A 14,190-nucleotide genomic window follows, 5' to 3' on the forward strand; every position below is an offset into this window, starting at 1 on the left:
ACCCTACCGGGGGGCTCGAGACCAGCGACGGGCCACCCGACAGGCGTCCCTGCTGCCCCGCACCTCGTGCACGCGCACCCCCCAGACCCCCTGCAGCGCCGCGAGCGTGGTCAGGGCGACGCCGGCGTCCTCGCGCTGGTCGACCGCCCGGGGGGTGCCGTCGGCGTCGGCCAGCAGCGTGCCGAGGAACGACTTGCGGCTCGAGCCGAGCAGCAGCGGCAGCCCCAGCTCGTCGAGGGCGTCGAGCCGGCCGAGCAGCTCCCAGTTGTGCGCGGCGGTCTTGGCGAAGCCCAGGCCGGGGTCGAGCACCAGCCGTTCGCGCGCGATCCCCGCCGCCAGCGCCTCCTCGACCCGCGCGGCCAGCTCGTCGCGCACCTCGGCGGCCACGTCGTCGTACGCCGCGTGCTGCTGCATCGTGTCGCTGTGGGCGCGCCAGTGCATCGCGACGTACGCCGCCCCCCGCGCGGCCACCACGGCGAGCACCTCGGGGTCGGCGAGCCCGCCGGAGACGTCGTTGACCATGACCGCCCCCGCGGCGAGCGCCGCGTCGGCGACCTCGTGGCGCATGGTGTCGACCGAGACCGCCGCGCCCGCCGCGACGAGGCGCTCGATCACCGGGACCACGCGGTCGAGCTCCTCCGCGACCAGCGGCCGGGTCGCGCCCGGGCGGGTGGACTCGCCGCCGACGTCGAGCAGGTCGGCGCCCTGCGCGAGCAGGGCGACGCCGTGGGCGGCGGCGGCCTCGGTGTCGGCCCAGCGGCCGCCGTCGGAGAACGAGTCGGGCGTGACGTTGACGACGCCCATGAGCAGCGGGCGCTCGCGGTGCGGGAGGCCCTCGGCCCAGTCGGAGACGGGCACGACGGCGTCCTGCGGGTCGTCGACGGCCCGCTCGCTCATCGCGCCTGGATCAGCGACATGGCCTCCGCACGCGTCGCCGGGCGGTGCATCTGGCCGCGCACGGCGGAGGTGATGGTGCGGGCGCCGGCCTTGCGGACGCCGCGCATGGTCATGCACAGGTGCTCGGCCTCGATGACGACGATGACGCCGCGCGGCTCGAGGATCTCGACGATGGCGTCGGCGACCTGGGTGGTCAGCCGCTCCTGCACCTGCGGGCGCTTGGCGAAGACGTCGACCACCCTGGCGAGCTTCGACAGGCCGGTGATCTTGCCGTTGCCGTTGGGGATGTAGCCGACGTGGGCGACGCCGGTGAACGGCACCAGGTGGTGCTCGCACATCGACCACAGCTCGATGTCGCGCACCAGCACCATCTCGTCGTGGCCGAGGTCGAAGGTCGTGCTCAGGACGTCCTCGGGGCGCTGGTGCAGCCCGAGGGTGAGCTCGGCGTACGCCCGGGCGACGCGGGCCGGGGTGTCCCTCAGGCCCTCACGGTCGGGGTCCTCGCCGATCGCGAAGAGCAGCTCGCGCACCGCGCGCTCGGCGCGGTCGTGGTCGAACGCGGCGACGGCACCCTGGCCCTCGCCCACGGGGTCGATGCCCACCGGCTCAGCCCTCCCGGCCCACGGGGCCCGCACCAGGGGTGGGCGGGGTCGGCGGCGTGCCGCCGGGAGCGGTGTCGCCGTGGGTGTCGCCGCCGGCTCCGGGAGGCGTCAGCACGACGGCACCCTCCTCCTCCGGCACCGCGCCCTCGGCCGCCGCGCGGCGGACCCGCTCGGGGATCTCGACCGGCGGGAGGTCGGAGGGGTGGCGCGTGGGCGAGCCCGTCCAGGCCGGACGGCGCTCGCGCAGCCGCAGCGGCTCGAAGACGCGTGCGACGCCCTCCTTGTCGAGGGTCTCCTTCTCCATCAGCTCGAGCACCAGCGCGTCGAGGACGTCGCGGTTCTCCTCGAGGATGTCGAAGGCCTCCTGGTGGGCCGAGGCGAGCAGCTTCTTGGTCTCTTCGTCGACCACCGCGGCGACGTCCTCGGAGTAGTTGCGGCTGTGGCCCATGTCGCGGCCCAGGAACGGCTCGCCGCCGCTCTCGCCGAGCTTGATCGCGCCCAGCCGCTCGGTCATGCCGTACTGGGTGACCATCGCACGGGCCAGCGACGTCGCCTTCTCGATGTCGTTGCCGGCGCCGGTGGTCGGGTCGTGGAAGACCATCTCCTCGGCCGCACGGCCGCCCAGCATGTAGGCGAGCTTGTCGAGCATCTCGGAGCGGGTCTGGGAGTACTTGTCCTCGTCGGGCAGCACCATCGTGTAGCCGAGCGCCCGGCCCCGGGGCAGGATCGTGATCTTGTGCACCGGGTCGGTGCCGGGCAGCGCCGCGGCGACCAGGGCGTGGCCGCCCTCGTGGTAGGCCGTGATGAGCCGCTCCTGCTCGCTCATCAGGCGGGTGCGCTTCTGCGGACCGGCGATGACGCGGTCGATCGCCTCGTCCATCGAGTCCTTGTCGATCTGCAGCTTGTTGGCGCGCGCGGTCAGCAGCGCGGCCTCGTTGAGCACGTTGGCGAGGTCGGCGCCGGAGAAGCCGGGGGTACGCCGCGCGACCGAGCGCAGGTCGACGTCGTCGCCGATCGGCTTGCCCCGGGCGTGGACGCCGAGGATCTGCTCGCGACCCTGCAGGTCGGGGGCGTCGACGGAGATCTGACGGTCGAAGCGGCCCGGACGCAGCAGCGCCGGGTCGAGGATGTCGGGGCGGTTGGTGGCGGCGATGAGGATGACGCCGCCGCGCACGTCGAAGCCGTCCATCTCGACCAGCAGCTGGTTGAGGGTCTGCTCGCGCTCGTCGTGGCCGCCGCCCATGCCGGCGCCGCGGTGACGACCCACCGCGTCGATCTCGTCGATGAAGACGATGGCCGGGGCGTTCTCCTTGGCCTGCTCGAACAGGTCGCGCACCCGGGAGGCACCGACGCCGACGAACATCTCGACGAAGTCGGAGCCCGAGATCGAGTAGAACGGCACGCCCGCCTCGCCGGCGACGGCGCGCGCGAGCAGCGTCTTGCCGGTGCCGGGGGCGCCGTACAGCAGCACGCCCTTGGGGATCTTGGCGCCGACGGCCTGGAACTTCGCCGGCTCCTGCAGGAACTCCTTGATCTCGCCGAGCTCCTCGATGGCCTCGTCGTTGCCGGCGACGTCGGCGAACGTCGTCTTCGGCATGTCCTTGCTGATCAGCTTGGCCTTGGACTTGGCGAACTGCATCACGCGCCCGCCGCCGCCCTGCACGTTGTTGAGCAGGAAGAGGAACAGCCCGACCAGCAGCAGGATCGGGATGAAGGTCCAGAAGATCTGGCCGAACACGCTCGGCCGGGGGTTCTCGACGTTGTAGCTCTCGAGGTCACCCGCGGCCTCCTGCCGCTGCGCCTCGCGCAGCAGGCCCTGCTGCTGGCCGGCCACCCAGGTCGAGATGACCTTGTCGCCGTTGTCGAGCGTGGCCTCGATGCGCTGCTCGCCGCCGTCGACGAAGGTGATCCGATCGACGTCGCCGGCGCTGAGCCGCTCGACCATGGTCGAGGTGCGGACCTCCTGCTCCCCGGCGTTGGGGACGAGGTAGCTGAGGGCGAGCAGGACGCCCGCGACCGCGACGACGATCCACAGCCAGGGGCTCCGCGCGTACTTCTTCACGCGCGTCATCCTCTCAGGTCGGCAAACCGGGGCTGCCGCAGAGGTTGCTCAGGAGTAGACGTGCGGCGCCAGGGTCCCGATGTCGCGCAGGTTGCGGTAGCGCTCCTGGTAGTCGAGGCCGTAGCCGACGACGAACTCGTTCGGGATCTCCCAGCCGACGTACTTGACGTCGACGTCCATCTTGGCGGCCTCGGGCTTGCGCAGCAGCGTGCCGATCTCGACGCTCGCGGGGTTGCGGCTGGCGAGGTTGCTCGTGAGCCAGCTCAGCGTCAGACCGGTGTCGATGATCTCGTCGACGATGAGCACGTGGCGCCCGGAGATGTCGGTGTCGAGGTCCTTGAGGATGCGCACGACGCCGCTGCTCTTGGTGCCCGAGCCGTAGGACGAGACCGCCATCCAGTCGATCTCGACGTGGCGGTCGAGGGCGCGGGCGAGGTCGGCCATGACCATGACCGCGCCGCGCAGCACGCCCACGAGCAGGAGGTCCTGGCCCTCGTAGTCGCGCTCGATCTGGCGGGCCATGTCGGCCAGCTTCGCCTGGATCTGCTCCTCGGTGAACATCACGTCCACCAGGTCGTCGTGCACCGCGCTGGCGTCCATGGCGCTCACGATCCCACACGCGCCGGGGTGGAATGCCGGGGGCGGGGGCCGACGTTCCACCACCATGCGCCTCTCCGTGCTCGACCTCGTGCCCGTCCGCTCCGACCAGACCTCCGGCGACGCCCTCGCCGCCAGCGTCGAGCTGGCGCGCACGGCCGACGAACTGGGCTTCGAGCGCTACTGGGTGGCCGAGCACCACAACATGCCGGCCGTCGCCGCGACCAACCCTCCCGTGGTGATCGGCCTGCTGGCCGCCGCGACCTCCCGCATCCGGGTCGGGTCGGGCGGCGTGATGCTGCCCAACCACGCTCCGCTGGTGGTCGCCGAGCAGTTCGCGCTGCTCGAGGCGGCGTACCCGGGCCGCATCGACCTCGGCATCGGCCGCGCCCCCGGCTCCGACCCGGTCACCTCGTGGGCGCTGCGCCACGGCGCGGGCGGCGTCACCGACGAGGCCGTCGCGCGGTTCCCGCAGTACGTCGAGGAGGTGCTCGCGATGATGACGCCCGGCGGCGTCGGGCTCGACGTCAACGGGCGCACCCACCCGCTGCGCGCCACGCCGCACGCCACCTCGGTGCCGCCGGTGTGGCTGCTCGGCTCCTCCGACTACTCCGCCCGGCTGGCCGCGCAGATGGGGCTGCCGTACGTCTTCGCCCACCACTTCTCCGGGCAGGGGACGGCCGAGGCGCTCTCGCTGTACCGCCGCTCGTTCCAGCCGTCGGAGGAGCTGGCCGAGCCGCGCACCTTCCTCACCGTCAACGCCGTCGTCGCGCCCACCCGCGAGGAGGCGCTCGACCTGGCCCGCCCCAACCTGACCGCGATGGTCGCCCTGCGCACCGGCCGCCCCCTGCTCCCCCAGCCGCTCGTGCCCGACGCCCACGTCGCCCCCGAGCACCAGGGCCTCGCCGACGCGATGCTCGAGCGCTGGGTCATCGGCGACCCCGAGTCCGCCGCCAAGCAGGTGCGCCAGCTCGCCGCCGACCTCGACGTCGACGAGGTCATGCTCCACCCCGTCGCCGGCGCCGTGCCCGGCACCGACCCCCGCACCTCCCCCTCCCGCTCGACCACCCTCCGCCTGCTGAGCGAGGCGCTCTGAGGGAGTGCGGATTACCCGGTCAGCCGGGTAATCGGCTACTTGTCGACTGTTGCAACAGCCGACAAGTAGCTGGAAAGCGCGCCCAGTAGCGGCGTCAGGCGTGGATGGCCGCGCCGCCCAGGACTGCCAGGATCATCGCGACCGTCTCGCGCGGCCGTTCGAGGTCGGCCCAGGTGATGCGGATGCAGCGCCAGCCGGTCGCTCGAGCGATCGCCTCCTCGCGGCGTTTCTCCCGCAGCACCGCGTCGACGACGCTCTCGCCGGGTCTGCGGTGCTTCAGGTACTTCTCCCGACCGTCGAACTCGAGCCAGACGCCGAGGTCCGGCCAGGCGAAGTCCAGGCGTACGTCGCGCCCGTCCGGCAGCTCCAGTCTCAGCTGCGGCACGGCGCGCGGGACTCCGCCGGCGTACATCATGAAGAAGGTCCGCGACTCCGCGACGTTCTCGCGGGTGCCGTCGGCGAGGCGGATGCAGACGTCGGACGACAGCGTGCCCGGCCACTGCTCCATGCGCAGCCGCACTTCCTCCAGCTGCCGCTTCGACACGAGCTGGCGGCGCAGGAAGTCGTCGACCACGGGCAGGGCGTGCGCGGTGTCGACCACCGAGGTGAGGTCGACGCACGTCCGGGCTGGCGACGTGACCGCAAGACCGTCGACCACGGTGACGTCGTCCTGGTGCAGCCGTCCACGGTGCAGGGTCCGTCTGGGCTGCCTGCGGGCCGACCGCCCGTCACGTCTGGTCAGGTGCACCTCGACCAGTGGCAGCTGCCATGTCGGACCCCGGTGGAGCACGACCGCGCTGAGGTGCGAGGCGACCACCTCGGCGCGGGACTTTCGCATCACACCGCGGACGACGAGCCGGTAGCGACCAGTGTCGTCCAGCGTGCGCCAGCGCTCGCGGTCCACGTAGATCCCCGGCAGCTCGCGACGCAGCTGCTTGGCCCGGACGGCCGCCCGGAGGTCCTGGTCATCACACCCCGCTGCGAGCGCGTCGGCGCGCATCAGGAGTCCGTCGGCTGTCATGGCTGAGATGAGTCCTGGGTGCATGGTCGGAAGCATCGGCACTCAGGACCCGTCTCGGGGGGCCGAGCGTCGTACCTGTGGAGAACCTCGCCCCGGCGCGTCAGTCCACAGGCTCGTGGTGACTCGACGTGGCGACCTTTTCGGTGACTTGTCGGCTGTTGCAACACGCGCCACGTCACTGATTACCCGCTCAGCCGGGTAATCAGGGCTCGGTCGGGCCGAAGGTGAGGTGGGGGCCGGAGCGGGAGGCGGTGAGGTGGCCGGGGAGGCGGACGAGGCGGGGGTCGCGGTCGGAGGAGAGCACGAGGTCGTCGACGGCGACGACGTGGGCGCGGGTGAGCTCGCCGGGGAGGGCGCCGGCGGCCAGCGCGGCGAGTCGTACGACGCGTCGGCGCACGGCGGGCGGGAGCGGGCGGAGGTCGGCGACGGGCAGGTCGGGGTGGTTCGCGAGCCAGTCGTCGGCCTGGTCGTCGAGGGCGTCGACGTCCTCCCTCACCGACGTCGCGGTGCGGGCCAGCGCCGCGGCGACGCCGGGGCCGAGCGACTGCTCGAGCAGCGGCATCACGTCGTGGCGGATGCGGGAACGCACGAAGCGGGGGTCGGTGTTGTGGGGGTCGGTCCACCAGTCGAGGTCCTGGGCGGTGCAGGCGGCCTCGGTCTGGGCGCGGGTGAGCCCGAGCAGGGGCCGCTCGAAGAGCACCCCGTCGCGGTCGAACCGGTGGCGCATCCCGGCCAGCGAGCGGCCGCCCGAGCCGCGGGTGAGCCCGAGCAGCACGGTCTCGGCCTGGTCGTCGAGGGTGTGGCCGAGCAGCACGGTGTCGGCGCGGAAGTGCTGGGCGAGCTGGGCGAGGGCGGCGTACCTCGCCTCGCGGGCACCGGCCTCGATGCCCTGCGGGCCGGGGTCGACGGTGACGCGGATGGACGCGGTCTCGTCGACGCCGAGGGCGGCCATCTGGGCGACGACGCGGGCGGTGTGCTCGGCGGAGTCCTGCTGCAGGCCGTGGTCGACGACGGCGCCGACCACCCGGCCGAAGCGTCGCGACGTCACCGCGCCGGCGAGCAGGGCGAGGGAGTCGGCTCCGCCCGAGCAGGCCACGAGCGCGGTGCGCCCGGTCTCGCCCTGGCCGGCGGCGGCACGGACCAGCAGGACGGGGTCGGTGGTGGTCACCCGTGCACGCGGGCGAGCCAGAGACCGGGGTCGAGGATCTCGGCCTTGCCGGGGAGGTTGTCGGGGCCCTCCCACACGGCGTTGAAGCCGTCCATGCCGACCTTGTCGACGACGGCGCGCACGAAGGCGGCGCCGTCGCGGTACTGCGCCATCTTCTGGTCGAGCCCCAGCAGCCGGCGCAGCACCTTGTCGAGCGCGCCGACGCCCTTGCGGCGCTCGGTGAAGCGGGCGCGGATCTGGGCCACCGACGGGATCACCTCGGGGCCGACGCCGTCCATCACGACGTCGGCGTGACCCTCCAGCAGGCTCATCACCCCGGTCACCCGGTCGATGGTGGCCCGCTGCTCGTCGGTGGCGAAGAGGTCGAGCAGGCTGCCGTCGCGCTCACCGCTGCGCAGCTCGCCGACGGTGCGGACGACGTCGCCGAGCAGCTCGCCGAGGTCGGTGCGCACGCTGCCGACCAGGCCCTCCATCTCGCCACGCAGGTGCTCGGTCATCCACGGCACCGCGGTGAACTGCACCCGGTGGGTCTCCTCGTGCAGGCACACCCACAGCCGGAAGTCGGTCGGGTCGGCACCGAGCTCGCGCTCGACGTGGACGATGTTGGGCGCCACCAGCAGCAGCCGGCCGTGCTCGCCGGGCGCGCTGTGGAACGGGTCGAACTGGCCCAGCACCTTGGACCCGAGGAAGCCGAGCATCGCGCCGACCTCGGCGCCGGTGATGCGGGAGCCGACGGCCTTGGCGACGGGCCCGGGGGCGCCCTTGCGCTCCTGCAGCCGGTCGACCAGCGGGCCGATGATGGTGGCGAAGCCGTCGGCGTTCGCCTGCACCCAGCCCGGCCGGTCGACGACCAGCACGGGCGCGCTGCGCTCGGTCGCGACGAGGCCGGTGAAGTCGCGCACCAGGCCGGTCGAGCGGTCGGCGCCGGCCCGCAGCTCGGCGACCGCGTCGTGCGCCTCGACGGGCGTCACCCGGGGGCCCTCGCCGACGAGCCGGGAGCCCACCTTGACGGCCAGGTCCCAGTCGATCATCCCGGAATCCGGGGCCGCGTCGCTCATGTCACGACCCTACGCCGCACCGGCACGCCCCCAGCGCCGCCGCGATGTCGTCGATCCGCAGCCTCGCGCCGAGGTCGCGCTCGGGCCGCACCCGGTCGGCCACGGCGACGAACGCCAGCCGCGCGCCGTCGGGCGAGTCGACCACCCCGGCCAGCCCGTGCACCGACATCAGCGTGCCGGTCTTGGCCCGCACCCGGCCCAGCGCCTGCGCCGGGGCCTCCGCGAACCGCGCCGCGAGCGACCCGCTGAACCCCGCGATCGGCAGGCCGGTCACGACCTGGCGCAGCTCGGGGTGGCCCGGCCCCGCCGCGAGGCGGACGACGTCGGCGAGGGTGCGCGCGGGCAGCAGGTTGTCGCGCGACAGGCCGCTGCCGTCGAGCAGGCGGGCGCCGTCGACCGGCACGCCGAGGCGTCGTACGACGTCGAGCGTCGCGGCCGCGCCGCCGGCGAAGGAGCCCTCGCCCCGCTCGGCCAGGCCCACGTGGTGGGCGAGCACGTCGGCGCCCTGGTTGTCGCTGACGGCGAGCACCTGCTCGGCGATCTCGCCGACGGTCGCGCTGCGCACCTGAGCGAGCGGCTCCCGCCCCTCGGCCGAGGCGGAGGCGGTTCCGGTGGTGGTGCCGGCCGGGTCGCCCGGCAGGTCGACGCGTCGGGGCTCGCCCCGCACCCCGGCACCCGCCTCGCGCAGCAGGCCCGCGAAGACGCCCGCCGCCTGGGCGGCAGGGTCGGGGGCGAAGCCGAACCCGTCGCCGTCGGCCGCCTGGTCGACCCAGAGCGAGCTGATGCCCGAGGTGACGTCGTCGAGGTACATGTCGGGCCAGGTCGGGTTGACCCGCGGCCCGGAGAACAGGCTGTCGTCGAAGGCCAGCCGCACGCCGCGCAGGTCGACGTCGCGCTCGCGCAGCGCGTCGACCGTGCGCCGGGCGAGCGTCGTCAGGTCGGCGCGCTCCGGGTAGAGCCCCTCGGCCGCCGCGGGCGAGCGCGCCAGGAAGGGGTCGCCCCCGCCGACCAGCACGAGTCGCCGCTGCTCGGGCTGCCAGCGCACGGTGGTGGCGAAGCGGGCGGTCGGCGTGAGCACCTCGAGCGCCGCCACCGTCGTCAGCAGCTTGGTCGTCGACGCCGGGATGACCTCGGGCGCCCCGGCGCTGAAGACCTCCTCCCCGGTGCGGAGGTCGGTCACCAGCACGCTGAAGTGCGGGCCCAGCACCCGCCCGCGCAGCTCGGGGCGCACGGCGGCGGCGACCGCCGCGGGATCGAGAGCCACGGCCCGGCTCGGCTCGGCGACCGCCGGAGCCGGGCGCGGCGCCGGCAGCCGCAGCCCCACCGGGGGCAGCACCGCGGCCGGCTCGAGGGTCGGGTCGACCGGACCCCAGCCCAGCCAGCGCTCACCGAGGTCGAAGCGGTACGACACCACCGCGACGGCCAGCAGCGCCAGCACCAGGGCCTCCACCAGCCAGGACCGCCAGCGCCGACGGCGGCGCACGCCCGTGTGGCGTTCGTCACCCACCATCGCGCGGCCCTCCCCTCGACGTGCACAACCCCAGGTCGTGCGCGAGACTAGCCGCACGGTGGCGCCTCACCACGGCGACGCCGGCACAGCCGACGACCGCACAGCCGTGCGCGTGAGGAGACTCAGGTGGAGTTCGACGTCCTGGTGGAGATCCCCAAGGGGCAGCGCAACAAGTACGAGGTCGACCACGAGAGCGGTCGGCTGCGCCTCGACCGGACGCTGTTCACCTCGACGCAGTATCCCGCCGACTACGGCTTCATCGAGAACACCCTCGGCCTCGACGGCGACCCGCTCGACGCCATGGTCATCCTGCAGGAGCCCACCTTCCCGGGCTGCCTGATCCGCTGCCGCGCCATCGGCATGTTCCGCATGACCGACGAGGCCGGCGGCGACGACAAGGTCCTCTGCGTGCCGGAGACCGACCCGCGCCTGGAGCACCTGCGCGACATCAACCACGTCTCCAAGTTCGACCGGCTGGAGATCCAGCACTTCTTCGAGGTCTACAAGGACCTCGAGCCGGGCAAGTCCGTCGAGGGCGCCGAGTGGGTCGGCCGCGCCGAGGCCGAGGCCGAGGTCCGCGCCTCCTTCAAGCGCTTCGAGGACAACCCCCACGACGCCCACGTCGAGGACGACGCCGCCCCCGAGGCCGGCCGCCACACCGACGGCTGACCGGCCCGAGATCCAGGCTCCCCCACCTGGCTTCGAGGTCTACCAGGACCTCGAGCCCGGCAAGTCCGTCGAGGCCGCCGAGTGGGTGGGCCGCGCCGAGGCCGGCAGCCTGCGGTCCGCGCCTCCTTCAAGCGCTTCGAGGACAACCCCCACGACGCCCACGTCGAGGACGACGCCGCCCCCGAGGCCGGCCGCCACACCGACGGCTAGGAGGCACCCGCCTTCGTGCCGGTGAAGTAGGCGAAGGGGCCGGAGCGGCGTACGTCGAGCTCGACGCCGCAGGCGCGGAACCACCCCGCCAGCTCGCGCGAGGTCACGCCGGGTCCGAGGATGCCGCTGGCGCGACCGACCCGCCGCATCGCGAGCGTGCGGAGGCCGGAGTCCTCGAGGATCGTCGAGCCGGTGAGGCTGCCGCCAGGACGGAGCACGCGGGTCACCTCGCGCACGGCGAGGCCCGGGTCGGGGAAGCAGTGCAGGCCGGTGAGGGTCACGACGAGGTCGAACTCGTCGTCGGCGAAGGGCAGGTCGCCGACGTCGGCGGCCACGGTCTCGACCTGGTCGTCGACGCCGAGCTCGCGTGCGCGTCGACGGGTACGACGCAGCATCGTCGGGGCCAGGTCGCAGGCGACGTACCGCACCCCCTGACCGGGTCGCAGCGCCCGGAGCGCCACGCCCCCGCCGACCGGCACGTCGAGCACCGCCGCACCGGCGGGCAGCGAGCCGACCGGGTCGGCGGCGCGGTGCAGCAGCGACAGGTCGCTGCCGGTGCCGAGCCGCCAGAGGCGGCCGCCGAGGTCGGGGTGCTCGACGGTCCAGTCGTAGACCGAGGCCCAGAGCGGGTCCTGCTCCCAGCCCCCCAGCCCGGGGAGCCGGGACAGCACGCCGCTCACGCGGAGCAGCTCACGACGGGCCGGCCTCCTGGTCCTGCTCCGAGCGGCGCGCCTGGTCGATCATCTCGGCCTGCAGCGACACCTCGGGGATGCCGAAGGCGTCGGTGAGCTGGCCGGCGAGCGGTCGCACCTCGCGGCACAGCTGCGCGATCTCGCGGGTGATCAGCTTGCTGCGCTCGCTCGAGAGCCGGCCGTGCTCCATGAACCAGCCGCGGTCGGCCTCGATGACCGTGAGGGCGTGCAGGTCGGCCAGCGCGTTCAGCGCCAGCTTCTCGGGCCCGTCGGGCAGCGAGTCGAGCTTGTCGACGAAGGCCTGCAGCACGACCCGCTCCATGTGGGCGCGGGCGGCGTGGATGACGTGGGTCTGCGCACGGCTGAAGACCTCGGCGGCGTCGTAGCCCGCGTCGATGCCGCGCTTGAGGCGCCGGGCCACGCCCGAGAGGCTGTGCTCCTCGCGGAAGCGGAGCATCCCGAGGTGGTAGCGCGCGTCGCGCAGGCCCTTGTCGGGGTCGCCGCCGTCGTCGCCCGGGAGCACGTCGCGCACCCGCTCGAGCAGCTTGCGGGCGGCGGTGCGCTCGATGACGGTCTCGACGGCGAGGTCGGCGACGAACCGCACGACGCCGAACTGGTCGAGCTCCTCGAAGTTGGTGCTGTAGTCGGTGAGCAGGCCCTTGGCGACCAGCTGCAGCAGGATGTGGTTGTCGCCCTCGAAGGTGGTGAAGACGTCGGTGTCGGCGCGCAGCGTGCCGAGCCGGTTGGACAGCAGGTAGCCGGCGCCGCCGCAGGCCTCGCGGCTCTCCTGGATCGCGGTCGTGGCGTGCCAGGTGCCGAGCGCCTTGGTGCCGGCGGCCCGCGACTCGAGGGCGCGCTGCTCCTTGTCGCTCGGCTCGGTCCCGCGGGTGCGGCCGCCCGCGATGCGGTGCAGCTCCTCGGAGAGCTCCTCCTGGGCGAAGTGCAGCGCGTAGCTGCGCGCCAGCAGCGGCAGCAGCCGGCGCTGGTGCAGGCCGTAGTCGAGCAGCACCTCCTCCTTGTCGGTCCCGGGCGAGCCGAACTGCCGACGCAGCTCGGCGTAGCGGATCGCGATGGTCAGCGCCACCTTGGCGGCCGACAGCCCGCCCGCGCCGACGCACACGCGGCCCTGCACGAGGGTGCCGAGCATGGTGAAGAAGCGTCGGTCGGGGTTGTCGATCGGGGAGGAGTAGGTGCCGTGCTCGTCGATCGAGGCGTAGCGGTCGAGCAGGTTGTCGCGGGGCACCCGCACCTGGTCGAACCACAGCCGGCCGTTGTCGACCCCGTTGAGGCCGATCTTGGGGCCGTCGTCGGCGATGCGGACGCCGGGCAGCGGCTCGCCGTCCTCGCCGCGGATCGGCACGAGCAGGGCGTGGACGCCGTGGTTCTCGCCGCCCACGTGCAGCTGGGCGAAGACCGCGGCGACGGTGCCGTGGCGGGCGGCGTTGCCGATGTAGTCCTTGCCGGAGTACTCCGTGGGGCTGTGCACCACCAGCTCGTCGGTCTCGGCGTCGTACGTCGCCGTGGTGGCGAGGGCCTGCACGTTGGAGCCGTGACCGGTCTCGCTCATCGCGAAGCAGCCGAGCACGCGGGCGTGGATGAGGTCCTCGAGGTAGGCGTCGTGGTGCCGCTTCGTGCCGAGCTGCAGCACCGCCCCGCCGAACAGGCCGAACTGCACGCCTGACTTGACCAGCACCGACAGGTCGCTGAAGGCGAGGGTCTCGAAGGCCGCGATGCTCGCGCCCACGTCGTCACCCCCGCCGTACGCCGCCGGGAAGCCGTGCGCCTGCGCGCCCGTGTCGGCCGACTCGACGATGACGTCGCGCACCAGGTCGCGGTACTGGTCACGCGTCAGGTCGTGCACGGTCTCGAGCGTGTCGGCGTGCTGCTCGATGGTCGCGCGGACCTGGTCGCGGACGGCGGCGTAGCGACCGTCGAGCAGGGCGCGGAGGACGCTGACGTCCACCTCCGTCGGGACGGCGGGCGCCACGGGCTTCGAGGGCTGCAGGAGTGCCATGTGCTCAGAGTGCCCCAGCCCGGCGGAGCACATGAATGGTTTGGTTCACACGTGTGCTGTGAGGAGCGCGACGACGACGCTGCCGACGGTCACAGGCGCACGGCGTGCGTCGGGTACCAGTAGGAGTAGGTGCTCACCCGGACGTCGAGGCCGGTACGCGGCGCCTCGATGTATCGGCCGCCGCCGAGCGCGAGCGCCACGTGGTGGATGCCGCTGGGACTGCCGTTGCTGCTCCAGAACAGCAGGTCGCCGGCGCGGGCCTGGGAGACGGGGACCGGCGTGCCCATGGAGTGCTGCGCGACCGAGTAGTGCGGCAGCGAGCGCCCGCCCCGGGCCCAGGCCTGCTGCGTCAGGCCGGAGCAGTCGAACGCGTCCGGGCCGGCCGCTGCCCAGCGGTAGGGCTTGCCGACCTGCGCGTAGGCGTAGGCGACCGCGCGGTCGACGGCCGACCCGCTCGGGGGCGCGGGCGCCGGGCGCGGAGCGGGGGCGGGAGCCGGAGCGGGGGCCGGGGCCGGCTGCGGGCGAGGAGCCGGGCGGGGTGCCGGGCGGGGAGCGGGGCGCGGCGAAGTCGGAGGCCAAGCGGTCTTAGGAAGA

14 protein-coding genes are annotated in these 14,190 nt (G+C 73.6%); 3 read left to right on the forward strand and 11 right to left on the reverse strand.

The window, feature by feature from the left end:
• Window positions 1-3: 3 nt before the first annotated feature.
• From folP to hpt, 4 genes are read right to left on the reverse strand one after another with little or no spacing between them, the layout of a single operon-like run.
• The gene (gene folP / locus ACYU8I_RS02780; protein ID WP_460837189.1) at window positions 4-897 is read right to left on the reverse strand and encodes a dihydropteroate synthase; all 894 of its coding nucleotides are present in this window, start codon (window positions 895-897) and stop codon (window positions 4-6) included.
• Entirely contained in the window at window positions 894-1,493 is a 600-nt protein-coding gene (gene folE, locus ACYU8I_RS02785; protein ID WP_460837234.1) for a GTP cyclohydrolase I FolE, read from the reverse strand. The genes folP and folE overlap by 4 nt, the downstream gene beginning before the upstream one ends.
• 10 nt (window positions 1,494-1,503) lie before the next feature.
• A complete protein-coding gene (gene ftsH / locus ACYU8I_RS02790; protein WP_460837191.1) occupies window positions 1,504-3,570 on the reverse strand; it encodes an ATP-dependent zinc metalloprotease FtsH in 2,067 nt (688 codons plus the stop codon).
• Between the two features lie 39 nt (window positions 3,571-3,609).
• Window positions 3,610-4,161 (reverse strand): hypoxanthine phosphoribosyltransferase, encoded by a 552-nt coding sequence (hpt, locus tag ACYU8I_RS02795; RefSeq protein WP_460837193.1) that lies wholly within the window; start codon window positions 4,159-4,161, stop codon window positions 3,610-3,612.
• 64 nt (window positions 4,162-4,225) lie between these two features.
• On the opposite strand from hpt, the gene ACYU8I_RS02800 reads away from it, so the two are divergent.
• Window positions 4,226-5,254, forward strand: a complete 1,029-nt coding sequence (locus ACYU8I_RS02800) for an LLM class flavin-dependent oxidoreductase (protein ID WP_460837195.1) — start codon at window positions 4,226-4,228, stop codon at window positions 5,252-5,254.
• A gap of 94 nt (window positions 5,255-5,348) precedes the next feature.
• Here the strand turns inward: ACYU8I_RS02800 and ACYU8I_RS02805 are convergent, their stop codons facing one another.
• The 4 genes from ACYU8I_RS02805 to dacB all read right to left on the reverse strand — a co-directional run bounded on the left by ACYU8I_RS02805 (window position 5,349) and on the right by dacB (window position 10,011).
• Window positions 5,349-6,275: a hypothetical protein gene (locus tag ACYU8I_RS02805; RefSeq protein WP_460837196.1), complete on the reverse strand. Its 927-nt coding sequence runs from the start codon at window positions 6,273-6,275 to the stop codon at window positions 5,349-5,351.
• Window positions 6,276-6,477: 202 nt separating this feature from the next.
• Entirely contained in the window at window positions 6,478-7,443 is a 966-nt protein-coding gene (tilS, locus tag ACYU8I_RS02810) for a tRNA lysidine(34) synthetase TilS (RefSeq protein ID WP_460837199.1), read from the reverse strand.
• Complete coding sequence (locus ACYU8I_RS02815) at window positions 7,440-8,501, reverse strand: zinc-dependent metalloprotease (RefSeq protein ID WP_460837201.1); 1,062 nt, start codon at window positions 8,499-8,501, stop codon at window positions 7,440-7,442. Before ACYU8I_RS02815 ends, tilS begins: the two co-directional genes overlap by 4 nt.
• A gap of 1 nt (window position 8,502) precedes the next feature.
• A complete protein-coding gene (gene dacB, locus ACYU8I_RS02820; RefSeq protein ID WP_460837204.1) occupies window positions 8,503-10,011 on the reverse strand; it encodes a D-alanyl-D-alanine carboxypeptidase/D-alanyl-D-alanine endopeptidase in 1,509 nt (502 codons plus the stop codon).
• A 126-nt stretch (window positions 10,012-10,137) separates the two neighbouring features.
• Between dacB and ACYU8I_RS02825 the strand changes: the two genes are divergently transcribed.
• The gene (locus ACYU8I_RS02825) at window positions 10,138-10,680 is read left to right on the forward strand and encodes an inorganic diphosphatase (RefSeq protein WP_460837208.1); all 543 of its coding nucleotides are present in this window, start codon (window positions 10,138-10,140) and stop codon (window positions 10,678-10,680) included.
• An 81-nt stretch (window positions 10,681-10,761) separates the two neighbouring features.
• The gene (locus ACYU8I_RS02830) at window positions 10,762-10,890 is read left to right on the forward strand and encodes a hypothetical protein (RefSeq protein ID WP_460837211.1); all 129 of its coding nucleotides are present in this window, start codon (window positions 10,762-10,764) and stop codon (window positions 10,888-10,890) included.
• Here the strand turns inward: ACYU8I_RS02830 and ACYU8I_RS02835 are convergent.
• The 3 genes from ACYU8I_RS02835 to ACYU8I_RS02845 all read right to left on the reverse strand — a co-directional run.
• Window positions 10,887-11,570: a class I SAM-dependent methyltransferase gene (locus ACYU8I_RS02835; RefSeq protein ID WP_460837212.1), complete on the reverse strand. Its 684-nt coding sequence runs from the start codon at window positions 11,568-11,570 to the stop codon at window positions 10,887-10,889. The genes ACYU8I_RS02830 and ACYU8I_RS02835 overlap by 4 nt on opposite strands.
• Before the next feature lie 10 nt (window positions 11,571-11,580).
• Entirely contained in the window at window positions 11,581-13,596 is a 2,016-nt protein-coding gene (locus tag ACYU8I_RS02840) for an acyl-CoA dehydrogenase family protein (RefSeq protein ID WP_460837214.1), read from the reverse strand.
• 89 nt (window positions 13,597-13,685) lie between these two features.
• Window positions 13,686-14,190 (reverse strand): C40 family peptidase (locus tag ACYU8I_RS02845; protein ID WP_460837215.1); only part of this gene is annotated, 505 nt, incomplete at its 5' end.

The sequence above is a fragment of the Nocardioides marmoraquaticus genome, from assembly GCF_054777915.1.